At 59.0% G+C, this 21,011-nt stretch carries 14 protein-coding genes; 13 read left to right on the plus strand and 1 reads right to left on the minus strand.

Annotated elements, in window-relative coordinates; all coding sequences use genetic code 11:
* The first annotated feature begins 67 nt into the window (after positions 1-67).
* Positions 68-4,840, plus strand: coding sequence for an RHS repeat-associated core domain-containing protein (locus BMY54_RS04915; protein WP_256573808.1), 4,773 nt, complete (start codon positions 68-70; stop codon positions 4,838-4,840).
* A gap of 15 nt (positions 4,841-4,855) precedes the next feature.
* Here the strand turns inward: BMY54_RS04915 and queG are convergent, their stop codons facing one another.
* Positions 4,856-5,941, minus strand: coding sequence for a tRNA epoxyqueuosine(34) reductase QueG (gene queG / locus BMY54_RS04920; RefSeq protein ID WP_093430175.1), 1,086 nt, complete (start codon positions 5,939-5,941; stop codon positions 4,856-4,858).
* Between the two features lie 63 nt (positions 5,942-6,004).
* Here queG and BMY54_RS04925 point away from each other — a divergent pair, with 63 nt between their 5' ends.
* The 12 genes from BMY54_RS04925 to BMY54_RS04980 all read left to right on the plus strand — a co-directional run bounded on the left by BMY54_RS04925 (position 6,005) and on the right by BMY54_RS04980 (position 21,005).
* Positions 6,005-7,504, plus strand: coding sequence for an NAD(P)H-hydrate dehydratase (locus tag BMY54_RS04925; RefSeq protein ID WP_093430176.1), 1,500 nt, complete (start codon positions 6,005-6,007; stop codon positions 7,502-7,504).
* Positions 7,492-7,962, plus strand: a complete 471-nt coding sequence (gene tsaE / locus BMY54_RS04930; RefSeq protein WP_093430177.1) for a tRNA (adenosine(37)-N6)-threonylcarbamoyltransferase complex ATPase subunit type 1 TsaE — start codon at positions 7,492-7,494, stop codon at positions 7,960-7,962. The genes BMY54_RS04925 and tsaE overlap by 13 nt, the downstream gene beginning before the upstream one ends.
* A gap of 57 nt (positions 7,963-8,019) precedes the next feature.
* Complete coding sequence (locus BMY54_RS04935) at positions 8,020-9,393, plus strand: N-acetylmuramoyl-L-alanine amidase (RefSeq protein WP_371914430.1); 1,374 nt, start codon at positions 8,020-8,022, stop codon at positions 9,391-9,393.
* Positions 9,394-9,401: 8 nt separating this feature from the next.
* On the plus strand, positions 9,402-11,303 hold the full coding sequence (gene mutL, locus BMY54_RS04940; RefSeq protein ID WP_175559558.1) for a DNA mismatch repair endonuclease MutL: 1,902 nt from the start codon (positions 9,402-9,404) through the stop codon (positions 11,301-11,303).
* Positions 11,303-12,274, plus strand: coding sequence for a tRNA (adenosine(37)-N6)-dimethylallyltransferase MiaA (gene miaA / locus BMY54_RS04945; RefSeq protein WP_093430180.1), 972 nt, complete (start codon positions 11,303-11,305; stop codon positions 12,272-12,274). The genes mutL and miaA overlap by 1 nt, the downstream gene beginning before the upstream one ends.
* Before the next feature lie 95 nt (positions 12,275-12,369).
* Entirely contained in the window at positions 12,370-12,630 is a 261-nt protein-coding gene (gene hfq / locus BMY54_RS04950; RefSeq protein ID WP_007902656.1) for an RNA chaperone Hfq, read from the plus strand.
* A gap of 12 nt (positions 12,631-12,642) precedes the next feature.
* Positions 12,643-13,944 (plus strand): ribosome rescue GTPase HflX, encoded by a 1,302-nt coding sequence (hflX, locus tag BMY54_RS04955; protein WP_093430181.1) that lies wholly within the window; start codon positions 12,643-12,645, stop codon positions 13,942-13,944.
* Between the two features lie 96 nt (positions 13,945-14,040).
* Entirely contained in the window at positions 14,041-15,216 is a 1,176-nt protein-coding gene (gene hflK / locus BMY54_RS04960; protein ID WP_016984785.1) for an FtsH protease activity modulator HflK, read from the plus strand.
* Positions 15,216-16,085, plus strand: coding sequence for a protease modulator HflC (hflC, locus tag BMY54_RS04965; RefSeq protein ID WP_016984784.1), 870 nt, complete (start codon positions 15,216-15,218; stop codon positions 16,083-16,085). Before hflK ends, hflC begins: the two co-directional genes overlap by 1 nt.
* Positions 16,086-16,398: 313 nt before the next feature.
* Complete coding sequence (locus BMY54_RS04970; RefSeq protein ID WP_038360371.1) at positions 16,399-17,586, plus strand: ATP phosphoribosyltransferase regulatory subunit; 1,188 nt, start codon at positions 16,399-16,401, stop codon at positions 17,584-17,586.
* Positions 17,587-17,640: 54 nt separating this feature from the next.
* Entirely contained in the window at positions 17,641-18,930 is a 1,290-nt protein-coding gene (locus BMY54_RS04975) for an adenylosuccinate synthase (RefSeq protein ID WP_007915835.1), read from the plus strand.
* Between the two features lie 140 nt (positions 18,931-19,070).
* Positions 19,071-21,005, plus strand: a complete 1,935-nt coding sequence (locus BMY54_RS04980; RefSeq protein ID WP_093430352.1) for a methyl-accepting chemotaxis protein — start codon at positions 19,071-19,073, stop codon at positions 21,003-21,005.
* The last annotated feature ends 6 nt before the right edge of the window (positions 21,006-21,011 follow it).

Genomic DNA, 21,011 nt, shown 5'->3' on the forward strand with positions numbered 1-21,011 from the left:
ATTGCTCTTGGAAGTAAGCGGGACGCTTGCTTTTGTTCTTTTTTCTGAAAATGACAGGAAGTTATCCATGGATAGTCAATCTATTGGGTCTGTGCGGTCTAATGCATTCAATTTCGGCGGTTTTGTGGCTGGTGGCGTTGATCCCCGCACAGGTATATATACCTTGGCTTTGACTCTCGGCTCCATTCGCTCTAGCGATCTAAACGGTCCGTCATTCAATCTTGCTCTGGGCTTTAACCCTCTTAATACGCGTAATGCCGGCTATGGCACAGGGTGGTCGCTGGCGATCAGTCGTTATGACTTGCGCAGTAAGGTCATGACGCTGGCCAGCGGTGAGACGTATAAAGCCTCTGAAACACCCAAGGCTCTATTCTTCAAGGAAATGAAGCTGGAGAGCACCAAGGTTCTGAAAACAGGTGCCGGGCATTATGTTGTTCACTACAAAGATGGCCGGCGAGAAGAGCTTGAGGTGTTTGGCACCACTCAGATCGCCGTACCCGCGAGAATCATTGCTGCGAACGGTGCAAGCATCGCTTTAAAGTATGCCTTGTTCAATGAACAACCCAGACTCGTGGAAATAAGGGATGCAAAAAGAGTTTTGCTCAATGTCGGCCGTACGGCTGGCAAGCTTACATTGACCCAGAATCCTGAAACGCTGGACAGCACAGAGTTTTCGATGAAGTTCGATAACGATCGTGTCAGCGGAATCGCCTTGCCGCTAGGTGCTGGTTGGGGTCTGCAGTACGAAATCATTGACGGCATCAGCTATGTGAAACGTGTGGAATCGCCACTTGGGACAGTCGAAATCATTCGCTATAAACGCGCAGGTCACTTGCTTCCTGGGGGAGAACAAAGCCTGCCGTACGTGATAGCTCACGATATTTTCGCCAAGCAAGGACAGCAAAAGATAGTCAAGACTTACACCTATTCGGACCGGAACTACCTAGGCCATGGTGTGGAGACGGACAGCAAGGATGACATTGACTTGGTCTACCGTGCGCAGAGGAAATATCAGTACAGCTCCACCGAACAGTTAATTGTGGGGGAGAAGCTCCATACTCGGACCGAACGCACCTACAACAAATTTCATCTATTGGTCTCTGAAGTGACGCAGTGCGGTGATGCGGTAACTTCGGCTTCTACCGAATATCACTGTGACGTCGCCAAGCCATTTACTGAGCAGGGCGCGCAATTCAGGATGCCCAAGTCCCATACCCTCAGATATGAAAACAGCACGACCGGGAAGAAGCGCACCGAGATATCAACCACTGAGTTCGACTCTGCCGGCAACCTTGTCAGACAAGTGGGTGCCAATGGGGTGACCACGCAGTTTGAATATTACCCAGACACCGAATCAGATGACTGCCCGAAAGATCCTTTGGGTTTTGTCCGCTTTCTGAGACAGAAGACCGTGTTACCAGCGGTTGGGGGCGGAGCATCTACCGTTACTCGCTATCGATATGCTTTGCATCCCGCTCTCGAAGGCGCGACGCACGCCAATGTCGTGCCCATCCAGGAGAGCTTTTGCGAACTGGCCGATGCAAGTGAGACCCTTCGTTCCCAAGTTGACCTGACTTATCTCAATACGCCCAAGGACCCTGCCAGGCACGGCTTGCTGCTACAGCAGTGCGTGACCCGCAATGCCAAGAAGACTCGTATCGATTACTCGTATGTGCTCGACGTTACCAAACTGGAGGTGAAGAAGACCGTGCACGGTTTTGACGGCACCACCAGTTCAAGCAAGCAAATACTCTCGACCCTGAACGGACTGGTAGTGTCCGAGCGAGATGCTGATGGCCGCGTTATCGAGTACGAGTACGACAAGCTTGGCCGCCGTCTACGCAAGACACTTGCACCCGGTACGGCGTACTCCTCCTCTACTCATTGGAGCTATGAGGCTGCCAAAGATAACAAGCCTGCGATGATGATCACGACAGACTCGTCAGGTGGTATGCAAATAGCCAAATACGATGGGCTGGGCCGCATCATGGCGATTCAGGAAAAGGATTGCGATAACCCGGACCCGCAGGGCAACTGCCCAATGCGCACGGTATACAGCACCTTTCATGACCAGTCAGGACGACCAGCGCAGATCATTCATAGCGACTGGTGGGAAGGTCTTCTGCGAGAGTTCAGGACGGAGTTTTCTTACGACAATTGGGGGCAGGTCGCCGAGACACGCCACGGCGACGGACGAATCGAGCATAGCGTGTTCGACCCGATCAGCCGCCAGCAGCAAAACTGGCAGATGGGTATGGGCAAGACGGTCACCGCCGTCAACGCTTTCGGTAAGCCGGACAGTGTCGAGGTGTTCGATCTCAAGGATCAAAGCCTGGGCAAAACCGTTTATGGATATGACGGTTTGGGCCGTACCCTCAGTCAGACCGATCCGGCCGGTAACACGACCCGTTACGAATATGATGTGTTCGACCGGATGGTTCGCAGTGTTCTGCCGGACGGCAATGCTGTGGAAACCATGTTTGCGGCCCATAGCACTGATGAGCTGCCTGTGGAAATTAAAGTGGCGGGTTTGCCATTGGGGCAACAGAGGTTCGATGGTTTGAACCGCGTGACCGAGATTTCGGTGGGGCGGCGTAAGTCGGTCGCCAGTTATGAGGCTGGTTGCAGCCTGCCCAAGTCCTCCACAGATGCCTCGGGTCAGAAGATCGAGTTTGTCCATTCAACAGAGCTGGGCGGATTGTTGACTGAGCGCAAAGCCGTGACCGAGAGGGAAGGTGACGGGTTGACCACTCGACTCACCTACGATGTCCTGAACGGAAAAACCAAGAGCTGCGTCGAACAAGGTCGTGAGCGTCATTTCGAGTATTTTCCCTCCGGTCGCCTGAAGTCGGAAACCACCCGTTACGGCGAACAACGCAAGACAGTTTCCCATACCTATTCTTTCGCCGGCCTGCCCCTGACATACATGGATGTACTGGGTACAAAGCATCAGACCGAGTACGACAACTGGGGACGTAGAACCTCATTCAAGCAAGGCGCGCTGCAGGCTGATTTTTTCTATGACAAGCGCGGCCTGCTGGAGAAGATCGAAACGCGCGACACTTCGACCAAACGTCTGTTGACTACGCGCCTGACCTACGACGATATAGGGCGTGAAACAACTCGAAGTTTTGAAGTCAACGGTTTGCCCACCCAGACGTTGAACTCCAGCTACACCGTGGCCGGCAAACTGGCGCGGAAGGTTTTGAAGCGCGGTGCTTTCGTGCTGCGTGATGAGAGCTTCACTTACGACGTGCGCGGGCGCCTCGCGCAGTACGACTGCAGTGGCAGCCAGCGGCCACGCGATCCATACGGCAAGGAAATCGCCCAGCAAATATTTACATTTGACGCGCTGGACAACATCCAGACGCTGCAAACCACCTTTCCCCAAGGCGTCAACGTAACGACCTTCAGTTTCAGCGAAATAGATCCGGCACAACTTATTGGCGTTATGCACTCCCACGCTGATTATCCCGCGCCAGTCACTCTGGAATACGACGCCAACGGTCGAATGATCAAGGACGATCAGGCACGTACCTTGGCTTATGACGCCTTCGGTCGGCTGACCAAGGTGAGCAACGCGCGAGGGGATGTGTTACGTGGTTTTCACTTTGACGGCTTTGACCGAATTGTCGAACTGTCGCAACCGCGCATGCCTGATGTGCAGCGCTACTACCACCACTCGGAAGTCATTAGCGAAATTCGTGGCGACGATTCGCGCAGTGTCATGCGCAATGGCGGATCGATACTGGGGCAACAACAATTCGGGGCTAACGCTGGCAGCCAGATCTTCGGGACGGATCAACAGCAAACCGTGCTGACCGAGTTGCACAAGGAGCAATGGGAAGACAATGCCTACAGCCCTTATGGACATCGTCCTGCCGAAGGCGGGTTGTTCAGTCTGGCGGGTTTCAACGGCGAGCAACTGGATGCAGTCACAGGCCTGTACCTGCTCGGCAACGGTTACCGGGCCTACAGTCCGACCCTGATGCGGTTCACCAGTCCCGACAGCATGAGTCCGTTTGGTGCGGGCGGTTTGAATGCCTATGCATACTGCCTGGGTGATCCAGTCAATCGCATTGACCCTACGGGACATATTTCCTGGCAGTCGATTGCGGGGATTGCACTGGGGATTATCGGGATTGTCGCCAGTATTGTGACCCTGGGTGCTGCTACGCCATTAGCCCTGTTGGCAATGGGGTTGGGCGTCGCTTCAGGGGTGACTGCCATTGGCAGTGAGATTGCCTATGCGTATGACCCGCAATCCCAGGTCGGCGAAATACTCGGCTGGGTAAGTATGGGGTTAGGTATTGCGTCGGCTGCTGCGGGTGCACTGGCGGTTCGACACGCAGTTGCGCAAACACTGAAGCCGCGCTCGTATCTTGTGAAACTGGCTGACGAGCCGCCGGGCAGGATCGTGGAAAAGGAATACGCGACGTTCGGCATGCCGTTCAAAAAGGAATATGCCAAGTCAGGCAAGACGAGAGGTGCTGCCCCTCAGGCGGAGTCGCCAGCAAACTGGACAGTTATTGAGGATTTCGCCGAACACAATTACCTTGATCAGGGTAAGCGGGGCGAAACGCAGTTTAAGAAGTACCTTGAGTACAAGGCAGAGATTGTTAACCACAATACTCATCCCCGAGAGGCAGCAAAGGTTTTCCCCACGGGCCTGTACGAGAACTATCCCAACTACAAAAGCTTCAAGCCTACTGGTGAGCACAAGGACTTCATGCATGCACACATGCGTGTGACGCATGAGCACCGTACTTTTTTCCTGGTGAATGACAACACCAAGCAAATCATCATCAAGCAAATCGGCACTCACGATCCACAGTGGTGATTTGCAGGATAAGTATCATTGGCCTGGATATGGATCAGTGTGAGCCAAATGCTGACGTAACGCCCACTCCACATGCTCCCTGACCAACTCTGACGGATAATCCCGTCGCGCCTTCAACGCTTCCAGCACCGGAATCGTTGAAGGCGCATTGCCCAGACCGACCGCCAGATTCCGCAACCAGCGCTCATACCCGGCACGCCGCAACGGCGAACCTTCAGTGCTGCTCAAGAACTTCTCCTCATCCCACAAAAACAACTCGGCCAACTCGGCGTTATCGAGATTGTGCCGTGGCTTGAAATCGCTTTCCCCGGAAGGCTTGGCGAAACGGTTCCACGGGCAGCAAATCTGACAGTCATCACAGCCGAACACGCGATTGCCGATCAGCGGTCGCAAATCCTCGGGAATGGCGCTTTTCAGTTCGATGGTCAGATAGGAAATGCAGCGCCGCGCGTCCAGCACATACGGGCCGACGAAGGCGTTGGTCGGGCAGATATCGAGGCACGCAGTGCAGCGGCCGCAGTGTTCGCTGCTGTGCGGTTCGTCCACCGGCAACGGCAGATCGACGAACAGTTCGCTCAGGAAGAAATAACTGCCGGCCTTGCGATTCAGCACCAGAGTGTTTTTGCCGATCCAGCCCAGCCCGGCCTGTTCGGCGATGGCTTTTTCCAGCACCGGGGCGCTGTCGACAAACGCGCGGAAACCGAACGGGCCGATCTGCGCCTGAATCTTGTCGGCCAATTGCTGCACACGTTTACGGATCAATTTGTGGTAATCGCGGCCCAAGGCATAACGCGACACGTAGGCTTTTTCCGGTTGCGCGAGCATTTGCGCCATTTGCGTGTCGCCGGGCAGGTAGTCCATGCGCAGCGAGACCACGCGCAACGTGCCCGGCACCAGTTCTTCGGGGTGCGAGCGTTTGCTGCCATGGGCGCCCATGTAGTCCATTTCGCCGTGGTAACCGGCCTCGAGCCAGCGTGCGAGGTTCTGCGCATGCTCGGCCAGATCCAGGCCGCTGATGCCGACTTGCTGGAAGCCCAGCTCGCGGCCCCAATCCTTGATCGATTGGGCGAGGGCGGGCAGGTCTGTGGTGATGGCGGACATGAGGCGAGAGAAACCGGAGCTGAGGTGCGTATAATTCTGCCAGACATCGGAGCCCGAAGACGCATGCCGCACACGAAAGATGAATTACCCGACGCGCTGTATGGCGCCGCACAGGTGCGCGAACTCGATGCACGGCTGATTGCTGCCGGTACGCCGGGCTTCGAATTGATGCAGCGCGCGGCCCATGCGACGTGGCGCGCATTGGTGCGGCAGTGGCCTTCGGCGACTGAACTGACGGTGCTGGCCGGGCATGGCAACAATGCGGGAGACGGTTATCTGGTTGCGGCCATGGCCCAGCGAGCCGGGTTGCTCGTGCGGGTGTTGGCGGTCGGTGATCCCCGGCAATTGCAGGGCGACGCGGCGTCAGCCCATGCCGAGGCCTCGACGCACGGTGTGGCGATTCAGGGCTGGAGCGCTCACAGCGAGTTGCGCGGGGTCATCCTCGATGCCCTGCTCGGCACCGGTCTGAGCGGCGACGTGCGTGAGCCGTATGCCGCCGCGATCAATGCGATCAACGTCAGTGGTTTGCCGGTTGCTGCGGTCGATATCCCTTCCGGATTGTGTGCCGACACTGGGCGAGCGCTGGGTGTCGCGGTCTGTGCCGATCTCACGGTGACCTTTATTGGTCTGAAGCTTGGGCTTTTCACCGGTGACGCGGCGGATCATGTCGGCGCGCTGCTGTTCAACGATTTGCAGGCGCCAGCGGAAACTTACCGTGACATTCCTGTCCGCGCCCAGCGACTCAATGCCGCTAATCTTCCTCGATTGGCGCCGCGCGCGCCGGCGTCGCACAAGGGCCGTTTTGGCCATGTGCTGCTGATCGGTGGCGATCACGGATTTGGCGGGGCGATTCTGCTCAGTACCGAAACGGCTCTGCGCAGCGGCGCGGGCATGGTTTCGCTGGCGACCCGGCCAGAGCATGTGTCGGCGGCGCTGACCCGTGTGCCGGAAGCTATGGTTCTTGGCACCTCATCGGCCAATCAGTTGATGGGGTTGCTGGAAAAAGTCTCGACGCTGGTCGTCGGTCCTGGCCTCGGCCAGGCCAGTTGGGGCCGCGCATTACTGTCGGCGGCGGCCAACGCGGCATTGCCGCAAGTGTGGGATGCCGACGCACTGAACCTGCTGGCCAGCGGTTTCGTTCAATTGCCCAAGGATTGCGTGATCACCCCGCATCCAGGCGAAGCGGCGCGCTTGCTGGGCATCAGCACCGCCGACGTGCAGGCGGATCGTCCGGCAGCAGCGTTGGCGCTGAGCAAAAAATATACAGCAGTGGTGGTGTTGAAAGGCGCAGGCAGCCTGATTGCGCATCCCGATGGCCGTTTGGCGCTCTGTCACCAAGGTCATCCGACCATGGCCACTGCAGGACTCGGCGACGTACTGGCCGGTTTGACCGGTGCGCTGCTGGCGCAGGGCATGACCGGTTTTGATGCGGCGTGTCTGGCGGTCTGGCTGCACGCCAATGCCGGTCAGCAACAAGGAAAATTCGGCCGTGGGCTGGCGGCCAGTGATCTGATTCCAGCCATTCGTCAGTTGTTGGAGGAGCAAGCACCGTGTCTGAAGTAACCCTGTACCTGGCCGATGAACAGGCCATGAGCGACTTTGGCGCACGGATCGCCCGCGTGACCCAGGGCCATGGCCTGATTTTTCTCGAAGGCAACCTGGGCATGGGCAAAACCACCCTGTCGCGGGGCATCATTCGCGGCTTGGGCCATGTTGGTGCGGTAAAAAGTCCGACCTTCACCTTGGTTGAACCCTACGAAATCGGTGAGATCCGCGCCTTCCACTTCGATCTGTATCGTCTGGTCGATCCGGAAGAACTGGAGTTTCTCGGCATCCGCGACTACTTCGAAGATGACGCGATGTGTCTGATCGAATGGCCCGATAAAGGTGCAGGCTTTTTGCCAAAGCCTGACCTGACCATTACCATTAGCCCGCAAGACAGCGGGCGTTCGCTGAAAATTTTATCCCAGGGCTCGCGTGGCGAGGCCTGGTGTGCCGCTTTGGCGTTGGAATCCAATTAAATGATGGGGTTAGGTATGCGCTTTCGCGCGTTGGTGGCTGCCGCTGGACTGTTGTTGATGGCAGTGACTGTCAACGCCGTGGCCGATTCAAAGGTCAATAGCGTGCGCCTGTGGCGGGCGCCGGATAACACGCGACTGGTCTTCGACCTGAGCGGCCCGGTGCAGCACAGCGTGTTTACCCTGACCGCGCCGGATCGTCTGGTGATCGACATCAACGGTGCCACCCTCGGTGCACCGCTGAATGTGCAGACCGCAAACACGCCGATCACCGCAATGCGCTCGGCCCAGCGCACGCCGACTGATCTGCGCGTGGTCATCGACCTGAAAAAAGCCGTCACCCCGAAAAGCTTCTCGCTGGCGCCGAACGCGCAGTACGGCAACCGCCTGGTGGTCGACCTGTTCGATAACCCGGCCGACGCCGCACCGCCGCCTGCGCCGACGCCGCAGGTCGCGACTGTGCCAGCGGTGCCGGTAACCCCGACCGAACCGGCAATCAAGTTGCCGCCAGCCCCGGCCGGCAAGCGCGACATTATTGTGGTGATCGACGCCGGCCACGGTGGCGAAGACCCGGGCGCATCCGGTTCGCGCGGTCAGCGTGAGAAAGACGTAGTGCTGCAGATCGCTCGCGAACTGCAGCGTCAGGTCAACGGCATGAAAGGCTTCCGTGCCGAATTGACCCGTACCGGCGACTACTTCATCCCGTTGCGCGGCCGTACCGAAATCGCTCGCAAGAAAGGCGCCGACCTGTTCGTCTCGATTCATGCTGACGCCGCGCCGTCTGCGGCCGCCTTCGGCGCTTCGGTGTTTGCCCTGTCTGATCGCGGCGCAACTTCCGAGACCGCGCGTTGGCTGGCCGACAGCGAAAACCGTTCCGACTTGATCGGTGGTGCCGGCAACGTCAGCCTCGACGACAAGGACCGCATGCTCGCCGGCGTATTGCTCGACCTGTCGATGACCGCCTCGCTGACTTCCAGCCTCAACGTCGGCCAGAAAGTCCTGACCAACATCGGCCGCGTCACTCCACTGCACAAACAGCGTGTGGAACAGGCCGGGTTCATGGTGTTGAAGTCGCCGGACATCCCGTCGATTCTGGTCGAAACCGGGTTTATCTCCAACGCCAACGAAGCCAACAAGCTCTCGGCATCGAGCCACCAGCAAGCGTTGGCCCGCTCGATCAGCAGCGGCGTGCGCCAGTTCTTCCAGCAGAACCCGCCACCGGGCACTTACATCGCCTGGCTGCGTGATTCCGGCAAGATCGCTCAAGGCCCGCGCGATCATCGCGTCGGTCCGGGTGAAACGCTGGCGATGATCGGCGTGCGCTATCAGGTGTCGCCGGCCACGTTGCGCGCGACCAACAACCTGAAAAGCGATGAGTTGAAAGTCGGTCAGCACCTGACCATTCCAGGCACCGAACTGGCGTCCAAAGAATGAACGAAGTGCTGAACGCCGCTGCCCGCATCGAACTGCTCAGCCCACGGCTGGCGAACCAGATCGCCGCCGGTGAGGTGGTTGAACGTCCGGCCTCGGTGATCAAGGAACTGCTGGAAAACAGCCTCGATTCCGGCGCCAAGCGTATTGATGTCGATGTCGAGCAGGGCGGGGTCAAGTTGCTGCGGGTGCGTGACGATGGCAGCGGCATCTCTGCCGATGACCTGCCGCTGGCCCTGGCCCGTCACGCCACCAGCAAGATTCGCAACCTGGAAGACCTTGAGCAGGTGATGAGCCTCGGTTTCCGGGGTGAGGCGCTGGCCTCGATCAGCTCCGTGGCGCGCCTGACGCTGACCTCGCGTACTCGCGATGCCGATCAAGCGTGGCAAGTCGAAACCGAAGGCCGCGACATGGCACCTCGGGTGCAACCGGCAGCGCATCCGGTCGGCACTTCCGTGGAAGTTCGCGACCTGTTCTTCAACACCCCGGCGCGACGCAAATTCCTCAAGACCGAAAAAACCGAGTTCGATCACCTGCAAGAAGTGATCAAGCGTCTGGCGCTGGCGCGTTTCGACGTGGCTTTCCATCTGCGGCATAACGGCAAGACCATTCTCAGCCTGCACGAAGCCCACGATGACGCGGCCCGCGCCCGGCGTGTGGCGGCGATCTGCGGTTCGGGTTTTCTCGAGCAGGCGCTACCGATCGAGATCGAGCGCAACGGCTTGCACCTGTGGGGCTGGGTTGGTTTGCCGACCTTTAACCGCAGTCAGGCGGATCTGCAGTATTTCTTTGTGAATGGCCGGGCGGTGCGCGACAAACTTGTGGCTCACGCCGTGCGTCAGGCCTATCGCGACGTGCTGTTCAACGGCCGTCACCCGACGTTTGCGCTGTTTTTTGAAGTTGATCCGGCGGCGGTCGACGTCAACGTGCACCCGACCAAACACGAAGTGCGCTTCCGTGACGGGCGTATGGTGCATGACTTCCTTTATGGCACGTTGCACCGTGCTTTGGGCGACGTGCGTCCGGAAGATCAGCTTGCCGGTTCCGTGACCACAGCTGTTGTGCGGCCAACGGGCCTCGATGCCGGTGAGTTCGGCCCGCAGGGTGAAATGCGTCTGGCGGCCAATGCGCTGCTGGAGCAACCGCAGGCACAACCGGCGTTCAATACCTCGTCCGGCGCCAGCGCTGGCGGGGCTTACCAGTATCAATACACGCCACGCCCACAATCAGCGGTACCGCCGGCTGCCGAGGCTCAGGCTGCGTATCGCGAGTTTTTCGCGCCGCTGCCTGAGGCTAATGCCAACGCGCTGCCGGCCGGGCAGGAAGATATTCCTCCGCTGGGTTATGCCTTGGCGCAGTTGAAAGGTATCTACATTCTTTCCGAAAACGCCCAAGGGCTGGTGCTGGTGGACATGCACGCTGCTCACGAGCGGATCATGTACGAACGCCTGAAAATCGCCATGGCCAGCGAGGGCCTCAGTGGGCAGCCATTGTTGGTGCCGGAATCCCTGGCCGTTAGCCAGCGCGAGGCCGATTGCGCTGAAGAGCACGCGGCATGGTTCCAGCGTCTGGGGTTCGAGCTGCAGCGTCTGGGCCCGGAAACCCTGGCGATCCGCCAAATCCCGGCGTTGTTGAAACAGGCCGAAGCCAACCGTCTGGTCGGCGATGTCCTGTCGGACTTGATGGAGTACGGCACCAGCGACCGGATTCAGGCACACCTCAACGAGTTGCTCGGCACCATGGCCTGTCACGGCGCGATTCGCGCCAACCGGCGCCTGGCCCTGCCGGAAATGAACGGCCTGCTGCGTGACATGGAAAACACCGAGCGCAGCGGTCAATGCAACCATGGCCGACCGACCTGGACCCAATTGGGCCTGGACGATCTGGACAAACTGTTTCTGCGCGGTCGTTGATGAGCCAGCTTCCTCCAGCGATTTTCCTGATGGGCCCGACCGCTGCGGGCAAGACCGATCTAGCCATCGAGCTGACCAAGGTGCTGCCGTGCGAGTTGATCAGTGTCGATTCAGCGCTGGTCTATCGCGGCATGGACATTGGCACGGCCAAGCCTTCGAAAGAACTGCTGGCCGAATATCCGCACCGCTTGATCGATATTCTCGACCCGGCTGAGGCTTATTCGGCTGCGGATTTCCGTCGCGATGCCCTGCAAGCCATGGCCGAGATCACCGCGCGCGGAAAAATTCCGCTGCTGGTCGGCGGTACGATGCTCTATTACAAGGCTTTGGTCGAAGGTCTGGCGGATATGCCAGCGGCCGATGCCGATGTTCGCGCGCAGATCGAAGAAGAGGCTGCACGCCTCGGTTGGCAAGCCTTGCACGATCAATTGGCGAGCATTGACCCGGTGTCAGCGGCGCGCATTCACCCGAACGATCCGCAGCGTTTGAGTCGCGCGCTGGAAGTTTATCGAGTCAGCGGTCAGAGCATGACCGAGCTGCGTCAGCAACAATCTGCGCAAAGTACTGAAGCAGCCGCTTCGGGACTGCAACAATTGCCCTATACTGTCGCGAACTTGGCCATTGCCCCGGCGAATCGTCAGGTATTGCACGAGCGCATTAAACAAAGATTCACAAATATGTTGGAACAGGGGTTCCTCGACGAGGTCGTAGCCCTGCGTAAAAGAAGTGACCTGCATTCGGGGTTGCCGTCTATACGTGCGGTAGGCTACCGCCAAGTCTGGGACTACCTGGATGGCAAGCTGACGTTGGCCGAAATGCAGGAGCGCGGCATCATCGCCACGCGCCAATTGGCCAAACGCCAGTTCACCTGGCTGCGCAGCTGGGAAGATATACACTGGCTGGACAGTCTTGATTGCGACAATCTGCCACGCGCCTTGAAATACCTTGGGACCATCTCCATATTGAGCTGAGTCCTTGCAATTGCCGTCTATCCTTGGGGGTGTGGCGGCCAAAGCCATCTGAATTACCTATTTTTTATTATTGAATCCTTAAAGGAGTGCGGCACATGTCAAAAGGGCATTCGCTACAAGACCCTTACTTGAATACTTTACGTAAAGAGAAAGTTGGGGTTTCCATCTACCTGGTCAACGGTATCAAACTGCAAGGCACGATCGAGTCGTTCGACCAATTCGTGATCCTGCTGAAAAACACCGTAAGCCAGATGGTTTACAAACACGCTATCTCGACAGTAGTGCCGGTTCGTCCAATTCGTCTGCCTAGCGCAACCGAATCCGAAGCAGGTGACGCTGAGCCAGGTAACGCCTGATAGGAGTCTCCTTTGTTCTTTGAGCGCCACGGTGGTGGTGAACGAGTGATCCTCGTTCACTTGGATGGACAGGACCCTGAGGCGCGCGAAGATCCGCAGGAGTTTCAGGAATTGGCTAATTCGGCCGGCGCCGAGACCGTTGCGTTTTTTAACGTGCCGCGTCATCGGCCAACCGCCAAATTTCTGATCGGCAGCGGCAAGGTCGAGGAACTGCGCGACCTGGTCAAGGCTGAAGAAGCCGATCTGGTGATTTTCAATCACATCCTCACGCCCAGTCAGGAACGTAACCTCGAACGTGTTTTCGAGTGTCGCGTGATCGACCGTACCGGTCTGATTCTCGATATTTTCGCCCAACGCGCCCGTACCCATGAAGGCAAGCTCCAGGTCGAACTGGCCCAGCTTGACCACATGAGCACGCGCCTGGTTCGCGGCTGGACTCACCTTGAGCGTCAGGGTGGCGGCATCGGCATGCGCGGCCCGGGTGAGACCCAGCTGGAAACTGACCGCCGTTTGCTGCGGGTCCGCCTGCGCCAGATCAAGGGTCGGCTGGAGAAGGTGCGCAGCCAGCGCGAGCAATCGCGACGTGGCCGCTCCCGTGCGGATATCCCTACCGTGTCTTTGGTGGGATATACCAACGCCGGCAAATCGACACTCTTCAACAATGTGACGAAATCCGATGTTTACGCGGCCGACCAGTTGTTCGCCACACTGGACCCGACGCTGCGCCGTCTGGATCTGGACGACCTGGGGCCGATTGTTCTGGCGGATACGGTAGGCTTCATTCGTCACCTGCCGCACAAGCTGGTCGAAGCATTTCGGTCTACCCTCGAAGAGTCGGCCAACTCCGACCTGTTGTTGCACGTGATCGATGCGGCCGAACCGGATCGCATGTTGCAGATCGAGCAGGTGATGGTGGTGCTGGGCGAGATTGGTGCCCAGGACTTGCCGATACTCGAGGTCTATAACAAACTCGATTTGCTTGAAGGCGTTGAGCCACAAATCCAGCGCGACGAAAACGGCAAGCCCCAGCGGGTCTGGCTTTCGGCGCGTGATGGCAGTGGTCTGGAATTGCTTGAACAAGCCATTGCCGAATTGCTCGGCAGTGATTTGTTCATCGGTACATTGCGCTTGCCGCAACGATTCGCCCGACTGCGTGCGCAGTTTTTCGAACTCGGTGCGGTGCAGAAAGAAGAGCATGACGAAGAAGGCATCAGCCTGCTGGCCGTTCGTTTGCCCCGGGTCGAGCTGAATCGACTGGTAAGCCGCGAAGGATTGCAGCCGATGGAATTCATCGAGCAACACACTTTGCAATAAAAGCCTGAAGAAGCGGTTGTGCCGTAACGGCAGGCATTCTGTAGCATTGGTCGGCGCGCCGTGGGTGCGTCTTTGCTTTATCAGATGGAGAGCGCTATGGCTTGGAATGAGCCGGGTGGCAACTCGAATAATCAGGATCCTTGGGGTGGCAAACGCCGCAATAACGGCGACCGCAAGGGGCCACCGGATCTCGACGAGGCCTTCCGAAAGCTGCAGGAAAGCCTGAACGGGTTGTTCGGTGGTGGTAAGAAACGCGGTGGTGATGACGGCGGTGGTTCGGGCAGGAGCGGTGGCGGCTTCGGCGGTCTGCTCGGCATCGGCCTCGTCGTGCTGGCGGCTGTCTGGCTGTACAGCGCGGTCTACGTGGTGGACGAGCAGGAGCAAGCCGTGGTGCTGCGCTTCGGCAAGTACTACGAGACTGTTGGCCCGGGCCTGAATATCTACTTCCCGCCGATCGATAAAAAGTACATGGAAAACGTCACGCGTGAGCGTGCGTACACCAAGCAGGGCCAGATGCTGACCGAAGACGAGAACATCGTCGAAGTGCCGCTGACCGTGCAGTACAAGATCAGCAACCTGCAGGACTTCGTGCTGAACGTCGATCAGCCGGAAATCAGTCTGCAGCATGCGACTGACAGTGCCCTGCGCCACGTGGTGGGTTCCACCGCCATGGACCAGGTGCTGACCGAAGGTCGTGAATTGATGGCCAGCGAAATCAAGGAGCGTCTGCAACGCTTCCTCGATACCTATCGCACCGGTATCACCGTCACTCAGGTCAACGTACAGAGCGCAGCGGCACCGCGTGAAGTGCAGGAAGCCTTCGATGACGTGATCCGCGCCCGTGAAGACGAGCAGCGTTCGCGCAACCAGGCTGAAACCTACGCCAACGGCGTCGTGCCGGAAGCCCGTGGTCAGGCCCAGCGCATCCTCGAGGATGCCAACGGTTATCGCGACGAAACGGTCTCGCGCGCCAAGGGTGAGGCCGATCGCTTTACCAAGCTGGTCGCCGAGTACCGCAAGGCACCTGAGGTTACCCGCCAGCGTCTGTACCTGGACACCATGCAGGAAGTCTTCAGCAATACCAGCAAGGTACTCGTGACCGGCAACAAGAACGGCCAGAGCAACCTGCTTTACCTGCCGTTGGACAAAATGATTCAGAACAGTTCGGGCAGCAATGCACCGGTCACCGGTTCGGCTGCCGCCAGCAACAACACGGACGTCACGCCGCATGTCACTGACCTGCCGCAGTCGCGCACAAGGGAGACCCGCTGATGAGCAATAAATCGCTGATCGCCCTGATCGTTGGCGTTGTTGTGGTACTGGTGGGCTGGAACTGCTTCTACATCGTGGCTCAGACCGAGCGTGCGGTGCTGCTGCAATTCGGTCGCGTGGTTCAGGCCGATGTTCAGCCAGGCCTGCATGTGAAAGTGCCTTACGTTAACCAGGTGCGTAAATTCGACGCACGTCTGATGACGCTGGATGCACCGACACAGCGCTTCCTGACCCTGGAAAAGAAAGCCGTGATGGTCGATGCCTATGCCAAGTGGCGCGTGAAGGATGCCGAGCGCTTCTACACCGCAACTTCCGGCCTCAAGCAAATCGCCGACGAGCGCCTGTCCCGTCGTCTGGAATCCGGTCTGCGTGACCAGTTCGGTAAGCGCACCCTGCACGAGGTGGTGTCGGGTGAGCGTGACGCACTGATGGCTGACATCACTGCTTCGCTGAACAAAATGGCGGAAAAAGAGCTGGGTATCGAAGTTGTCGATGTCCGGGTCAAGGCCATCGATCTGCCGAAAGAAGTAAACCGCAGTGTGTTCGAACGTATGAGCACCGAGCGTGAGCGTGAAGCTCGCGAGCACCGCGCCAAGGGTAACGAGCTGGCTGAAGGCATCCGTGCCGACGCCGATCGTCAACGCCGCGTGCTGCTGGCTGAAGCCTATCGTGAGTCCGAAGAGGTTCGCGGTGATGGTGATGCCCAGGCCGCTGCGATCTACTCCAAGGCCTACGGTCAGGATCAGGAGTTCTACAGTTTCTATCGTAGCCTGCGCGCCTACCGTGAAAGTTTCGCGAACAAATCCGACGTATTGGTCCTCGACCCAAGCAGCGACTTTTTCCACTACCTGGAAAAGGCCAAGCCTTGATACGCCGTTGACCTGAATCATTCCGCCCGGCGGCTAAAACCTCGGGCGGGGTGATCCTTTGGGAAAACGTGTGTATGATGCGGCAGCCGGGAAATTCCCGGCTTTTTTGCGTCTGCACGTTTGATTGCTGTTTTTTGTTGCAGGCATCGGGTTGAATGGCCCGAGAGTATTTCGAGGAAAGTGATGGGCGAAGCCGGTAACAGGCCTTTCGCCGCGTCGTTCATGCGCGTGCGTTTTGAACGGTTCGGTCATTTTCTGCTTCACTCAAGGCTCGCCCGCAGGCTGGCCGCCCGGATCAAAGGGGAATGGCGTAATGGCAACGGTAGACCGCTGGCTGCTGCCAGATGGCATCGAAGAAGTACTGCCACCGGAAGCGGCGCGCATTGAAGTCGCGCGTCGTCAGGTGTTGGATCTGTTCCAGAGCTGGGGTTACGAGTTTGTCGTGACTCCCCATATCGAGTACCTGGAATCCCTGCTGACCGGCGCGGGCCAGGATCTGGATCTGCGTACCTTCAAGGTCATCGACCCGCAATCGGGCCGGCAGATGGGTTTCCGTGCCGACATCACGCCGCAAGTGGCGCGTATCGATGCGCACACCCTGCGTCGCGAAGGTCCGAGCCGTCTGTGCTACGCCGGCAGTGTGCTGCATGCTCAGCCGCGTGCACTGTCGTCCTCGCGAAGCCCGATCCAGTTGGGCGCCGAGTTGTACGGCGACGCCAGCCCGAGCAGCGACGTTGAAGTGATCAGCCTGATGCTGGCCATGCTGCAACTGGCCGATGTGCCGGATGTGCACATGGACCTTGGTCATGTCGGCATCTATCGTGGTCTGGCGCGTGCCGCCGGTCTGTCCGGTGAAGTCGAACAGCAGTTGTTCGATGCGCTGCAACGCAAAGCCATCGACGAGGTCATTACCTTGACCGAAGGCTTGCCGGCCGACTTGTCCGGCATGCTGCGTGCGCTGGTTGATCTGTGTGGCGGGCGTGAAGTGTTGAGCGCTGCCCGCGAACGACTGGCCAATGCGCCGGCGCCGGTTCTGGCAGCACTGGAAGATTTGCTGGCGATCGCCGAGCGCCTCTCGGCGCGTTTCCCGGACCTGCCGTTGTACTTCGACCTGGGCGAGCTGCGTGGCTACCACTACCACACCGGTGTGGTGTTCGCGGTGTTCGTGCCGGGCGTTGGCCAGTCCATCGCTCAGGGCGGTCGCTACGACGACATCGGCGCGGATTTTGGCCGCGCCCGTCCAGCGACAGGCTTCTCCACCGATTTGAAAACCCTGGTGACCCTGGGGCGTGCTGAGATCGAGCTACCGTCTGGCGGTATCTGGATGCCTGACAGTACGGATGCGGCACTCTGGCAGCAGGTTTGCCAGTTGCGCAGTGAGGGTCAGCGTGTCGTTCAGGCTTTGCCTGGGCAACCTTTGGCCGCCGCCCGTGATGCGGACTGCGACCGGCAATTGATTCAGCAGAACGGGCTTTGGCAAGTATCGCCACTGGCTTCTTGAGTTTTCCTGCCGGCCATCGCCGGCACCAAGTTTGCGCGAATGAGGACAAGTGTTATGGGTAAGAATGTCGTAGTCCTGGGCACCCAATGGGGTGATGAGGGCAAAGGCAAGATCGTTGATCTGCTGACCGAACATGCTGCCGCCGTAGTGCGCTACCAAGGTGGCCACAACGCTGGCCACACACTGGTGATCGACGGCGAGAAAACCGTCCTGCACCTGATCCCGTCGGGCGTGCTGCGCGAAGGCGTGCAGTGCCTGATCGGCAACGGCGTGGTGGTTGCACCTGACGCCCTGCTGCGCGAGATCACCAAGCTGGAAGAGAAAGGCGTACCGGTGCGTGAGCGTCTGCGTATCAGCCCGTCCTGCCCGCTGATCCTGTCCTTCCATGTGGCGCTGGACCAGGCCCGTGAAAAGGCCCGTGGCGAGCTGAAGATCGGTACCACCGGTCGCGGCATCGGCCCGGCTTACGAAGACAAGGTTGCTCGTCGTGGCCTGCGTGTTGGCGACCTGCTGAACATGCCGCGCTTCGAAGACAAGCTGCGTGAACTGGTGGATTACCACAACTTCATGCTGGTCGGTTACTACAAAGAGCCAGCCATCGAGTTCGAGAAGACCCTGGCCGAGTGCAAGGAATACGCTGAGCTGCTCAAGCCGCTGATGCTCGACGTCACCGCTGAGCTGCACGACCTGCGTCGCGCCGGCAAAGACATCATGTTCGAAGGTGCCCAGGGTTCCTTGCTCGACATCGACCACGGTACCTACCCGTACGTGACCAGTTCCAACACCACTGCCGGTGGCGTAGCGACTGGTTCCGGCGTTGGCCCGATGTTCCTGGACTACATCCTGGGCATCACCAAGGCCTACACCACTCGCGTCGGTTCGGGTCCATTCCCGACTGAGCTGTTCGACGACGTCGGCGCGCACCTGGCCAAACAAGGTCACGAGTTCGGTGCGACCACCGGCCGTGCCCGTCGTTGTGGCTGGTTCGACGCCGTTATCCTGCGTCGCGCTATCGATGTGAACAGCATTTCGGGTATCTGCCTGACCAAGCTGGACGTACTCGACGGTCTGGAAACCATCAACATCTGCGTTGGCTATAAAGACGCCGAAGGCAATGCCGTTGCTCCGACCGACGCTGACAGCTACGTAGGCCTGCAGCCTGTGTACGAAGAAGTGCCGGGCTGGACCGAATCGACCGTGGGCGCCAAGACCCTGGAAGAGCTGCCAGCTAACGCTCGCGCCTACATCAAACGCGTTGAAGAGTTGATCGGCGCGCCGATCGACATTATTTCGACGGGCCCGGACCGCAACGAAACCATCGTTCTGCGTCATCCGTTTGCTTGATAAGTCGTTGATGTAAAAACACAAAGGCCCCTTCATCGGGGCCTTTGTCGTTTATGCCTGTTGGACGGCATGACCTTTGCTGTGAATCTGTCTACAAGAGTGCCATCAAATTAATGGCGTCAGAAGTAGAGGTATTCACAGTGTCGGCCGTTCTCTCACTGTTACAAAGCCGTTTGTTGCGCCCCGTGTTCGTTACCCTTGGTATCGCCCTTTTGGTGCAAGTGTTGGTGGCCGTTGCCCTGACGCGGAGCACCGTCACGGCGCTGGAAGCTGACTTGGCGGTGCGCCTCGGCGCCGACAGCCAGAAGCTCTCCGGTGAACTGGAGCAGGCCGGGCGTGAAGTCACCTCGAGCCTCGATGCCTTGTCCGCCAGTACTCGTCAGCGGCTTACCGCCGGCCTGTCTTCGCGCCTGAAAGAAGAGCAGTCGCAACTGCGTGCGACGCTGGAAAAGGATCTGAAAGATTCGGCCAATGACATGGCGCAGTTACTGGCCTCCGTAGCCCCGCGTGCCATGTGGGACAGCGACGTACCGACCCTGTCCGAGTTCGCCCGCCGTGCCCAGCGTAATCCCAACGTTCTATTCGTGGTCTACGATGACGCCACCGGCCAGCACCTGACCCGCTATCTCAATCGCGAAAACCCGATCAACAAGGCCTTGCTGGAAAAGGGCCAGGGCGAGCGTGCACTGGATAAAGTGCTGGATGCGGCGAAAAACGATCCATCGGTTTACTACCTTGAAGCCTCGATCAATCCCAATGGCGTGGAAATCGGCAAGGTGCTGATGGGCGTTTCCACGGCGTCGGTGGAAACCGATCTGGCGGCACTGGACAAGCGCTTCTCGGCGCTGATCGCGAGCAGTGATCAACTGGTCGGCGACAGCCTCAAGGGCGCTGCAGCGGACAGTGCCAATGCCATGCAGGCGCGCCTGCAATCGGCGCAGTCAACCGCCGTCGAGATGAAAGCCAATACCGCCAATACTGTTCAAGAAGCGGCAGCCACCCTGCGTTGGCGGATCGGCATGGGCCTGGCGTTGGTCGGCTTTGGCGTGCTTCTGTTATTGGCCGTGGTGCTCGGCCATCGCGTGGTCAATCGCCTGAAGATGCTCAACGCTGCGATGGATGACTTGGCGGCGGGCGAGGGCGACCTGACCAAGCGTGTGCAGATCAACAGCAAAGACGAAATCGGCGACATGGCCTCGGCGGTCAACCGCTTTGTGGATAAGTTGCAGCCAATCGTGCGCGAAGCGGGCGATGTCGCGCAGCGTACCGGCGTCGAAATCGGCGCAATGACGCTGCGTAATGCCGGTGCCGATGCGGCGGCGGGCATGCAGCGTGATGAAGTGGCGGAGAGTCTGCGCGCGCTGTCGCAAATGGCTGATGAGGCGCAGTCGGAAAGCCATGCGATGCAAGCGGCTTTGAAACAGGTTGTGGATATTCGCCAGGCCACCGACGAAAACACCCGGACGTCCGCCAAGGTCGGCAGCCTGATCGAGGCGCTGGCGGGGCAGGTCGATACCGGCGCGAAAGTCATCGAGCGGCTGGCTCAGCAGAGTGAGCAGATTGAGGTGGTGCTGACGGTGATTCACGGGATTGCCGAGCAGACCAATCTGCTGGCGCTCAACGCGGCGATTGAAGCCGCACGTGCTGGCGAGACCGGGCGTGGATTCGCCGTTGTTGCCGACGAGGTGCGTGCGTTGGCGAGCAAGACGCAAAGCTCCACCGGCGATATTCAGGCGCACATCGTGGCATTGCAGCAGGGCGCTCGTGAGGCGGTCGAAGCGATCGGCCAGGCCGGGCGTCAGGCCAGCGAAGGTTTACTGGTGTTGCGTGACAGTGCGCGCTTGCAGCAGTCGGTACAGGTCTCGGTCGAGCAGGTGCATGCGGCGATTGGCTTGGCAACGCAGGCTGCTGCGCATCAGGCGCAGGGTGCGCAGGCTGTGCGTGGGCGCGTCGAGACAATTCATGCGCAGGCCGAGAAAGCAGCGCAGGCGGTGGTGGAGACCACTGCGAGTGGCAAGGTGCTGGATGGTTTGGCAGCGCAGCTCAAGGCTAGTCTGGGGCAGTTCAGGGCTTGAGGTTGT

Source organism: Pseudomonas sp. ok266 (assembly GCF_900110195.1).
Taxonomy (GTDB): Bacteria; Pseudomonadota; Gammaproteobacteria; order Pseudomonadales; family Pseudomonadaceae; genus Aquipseudomonas; species Aquipseudomonas neuropathica.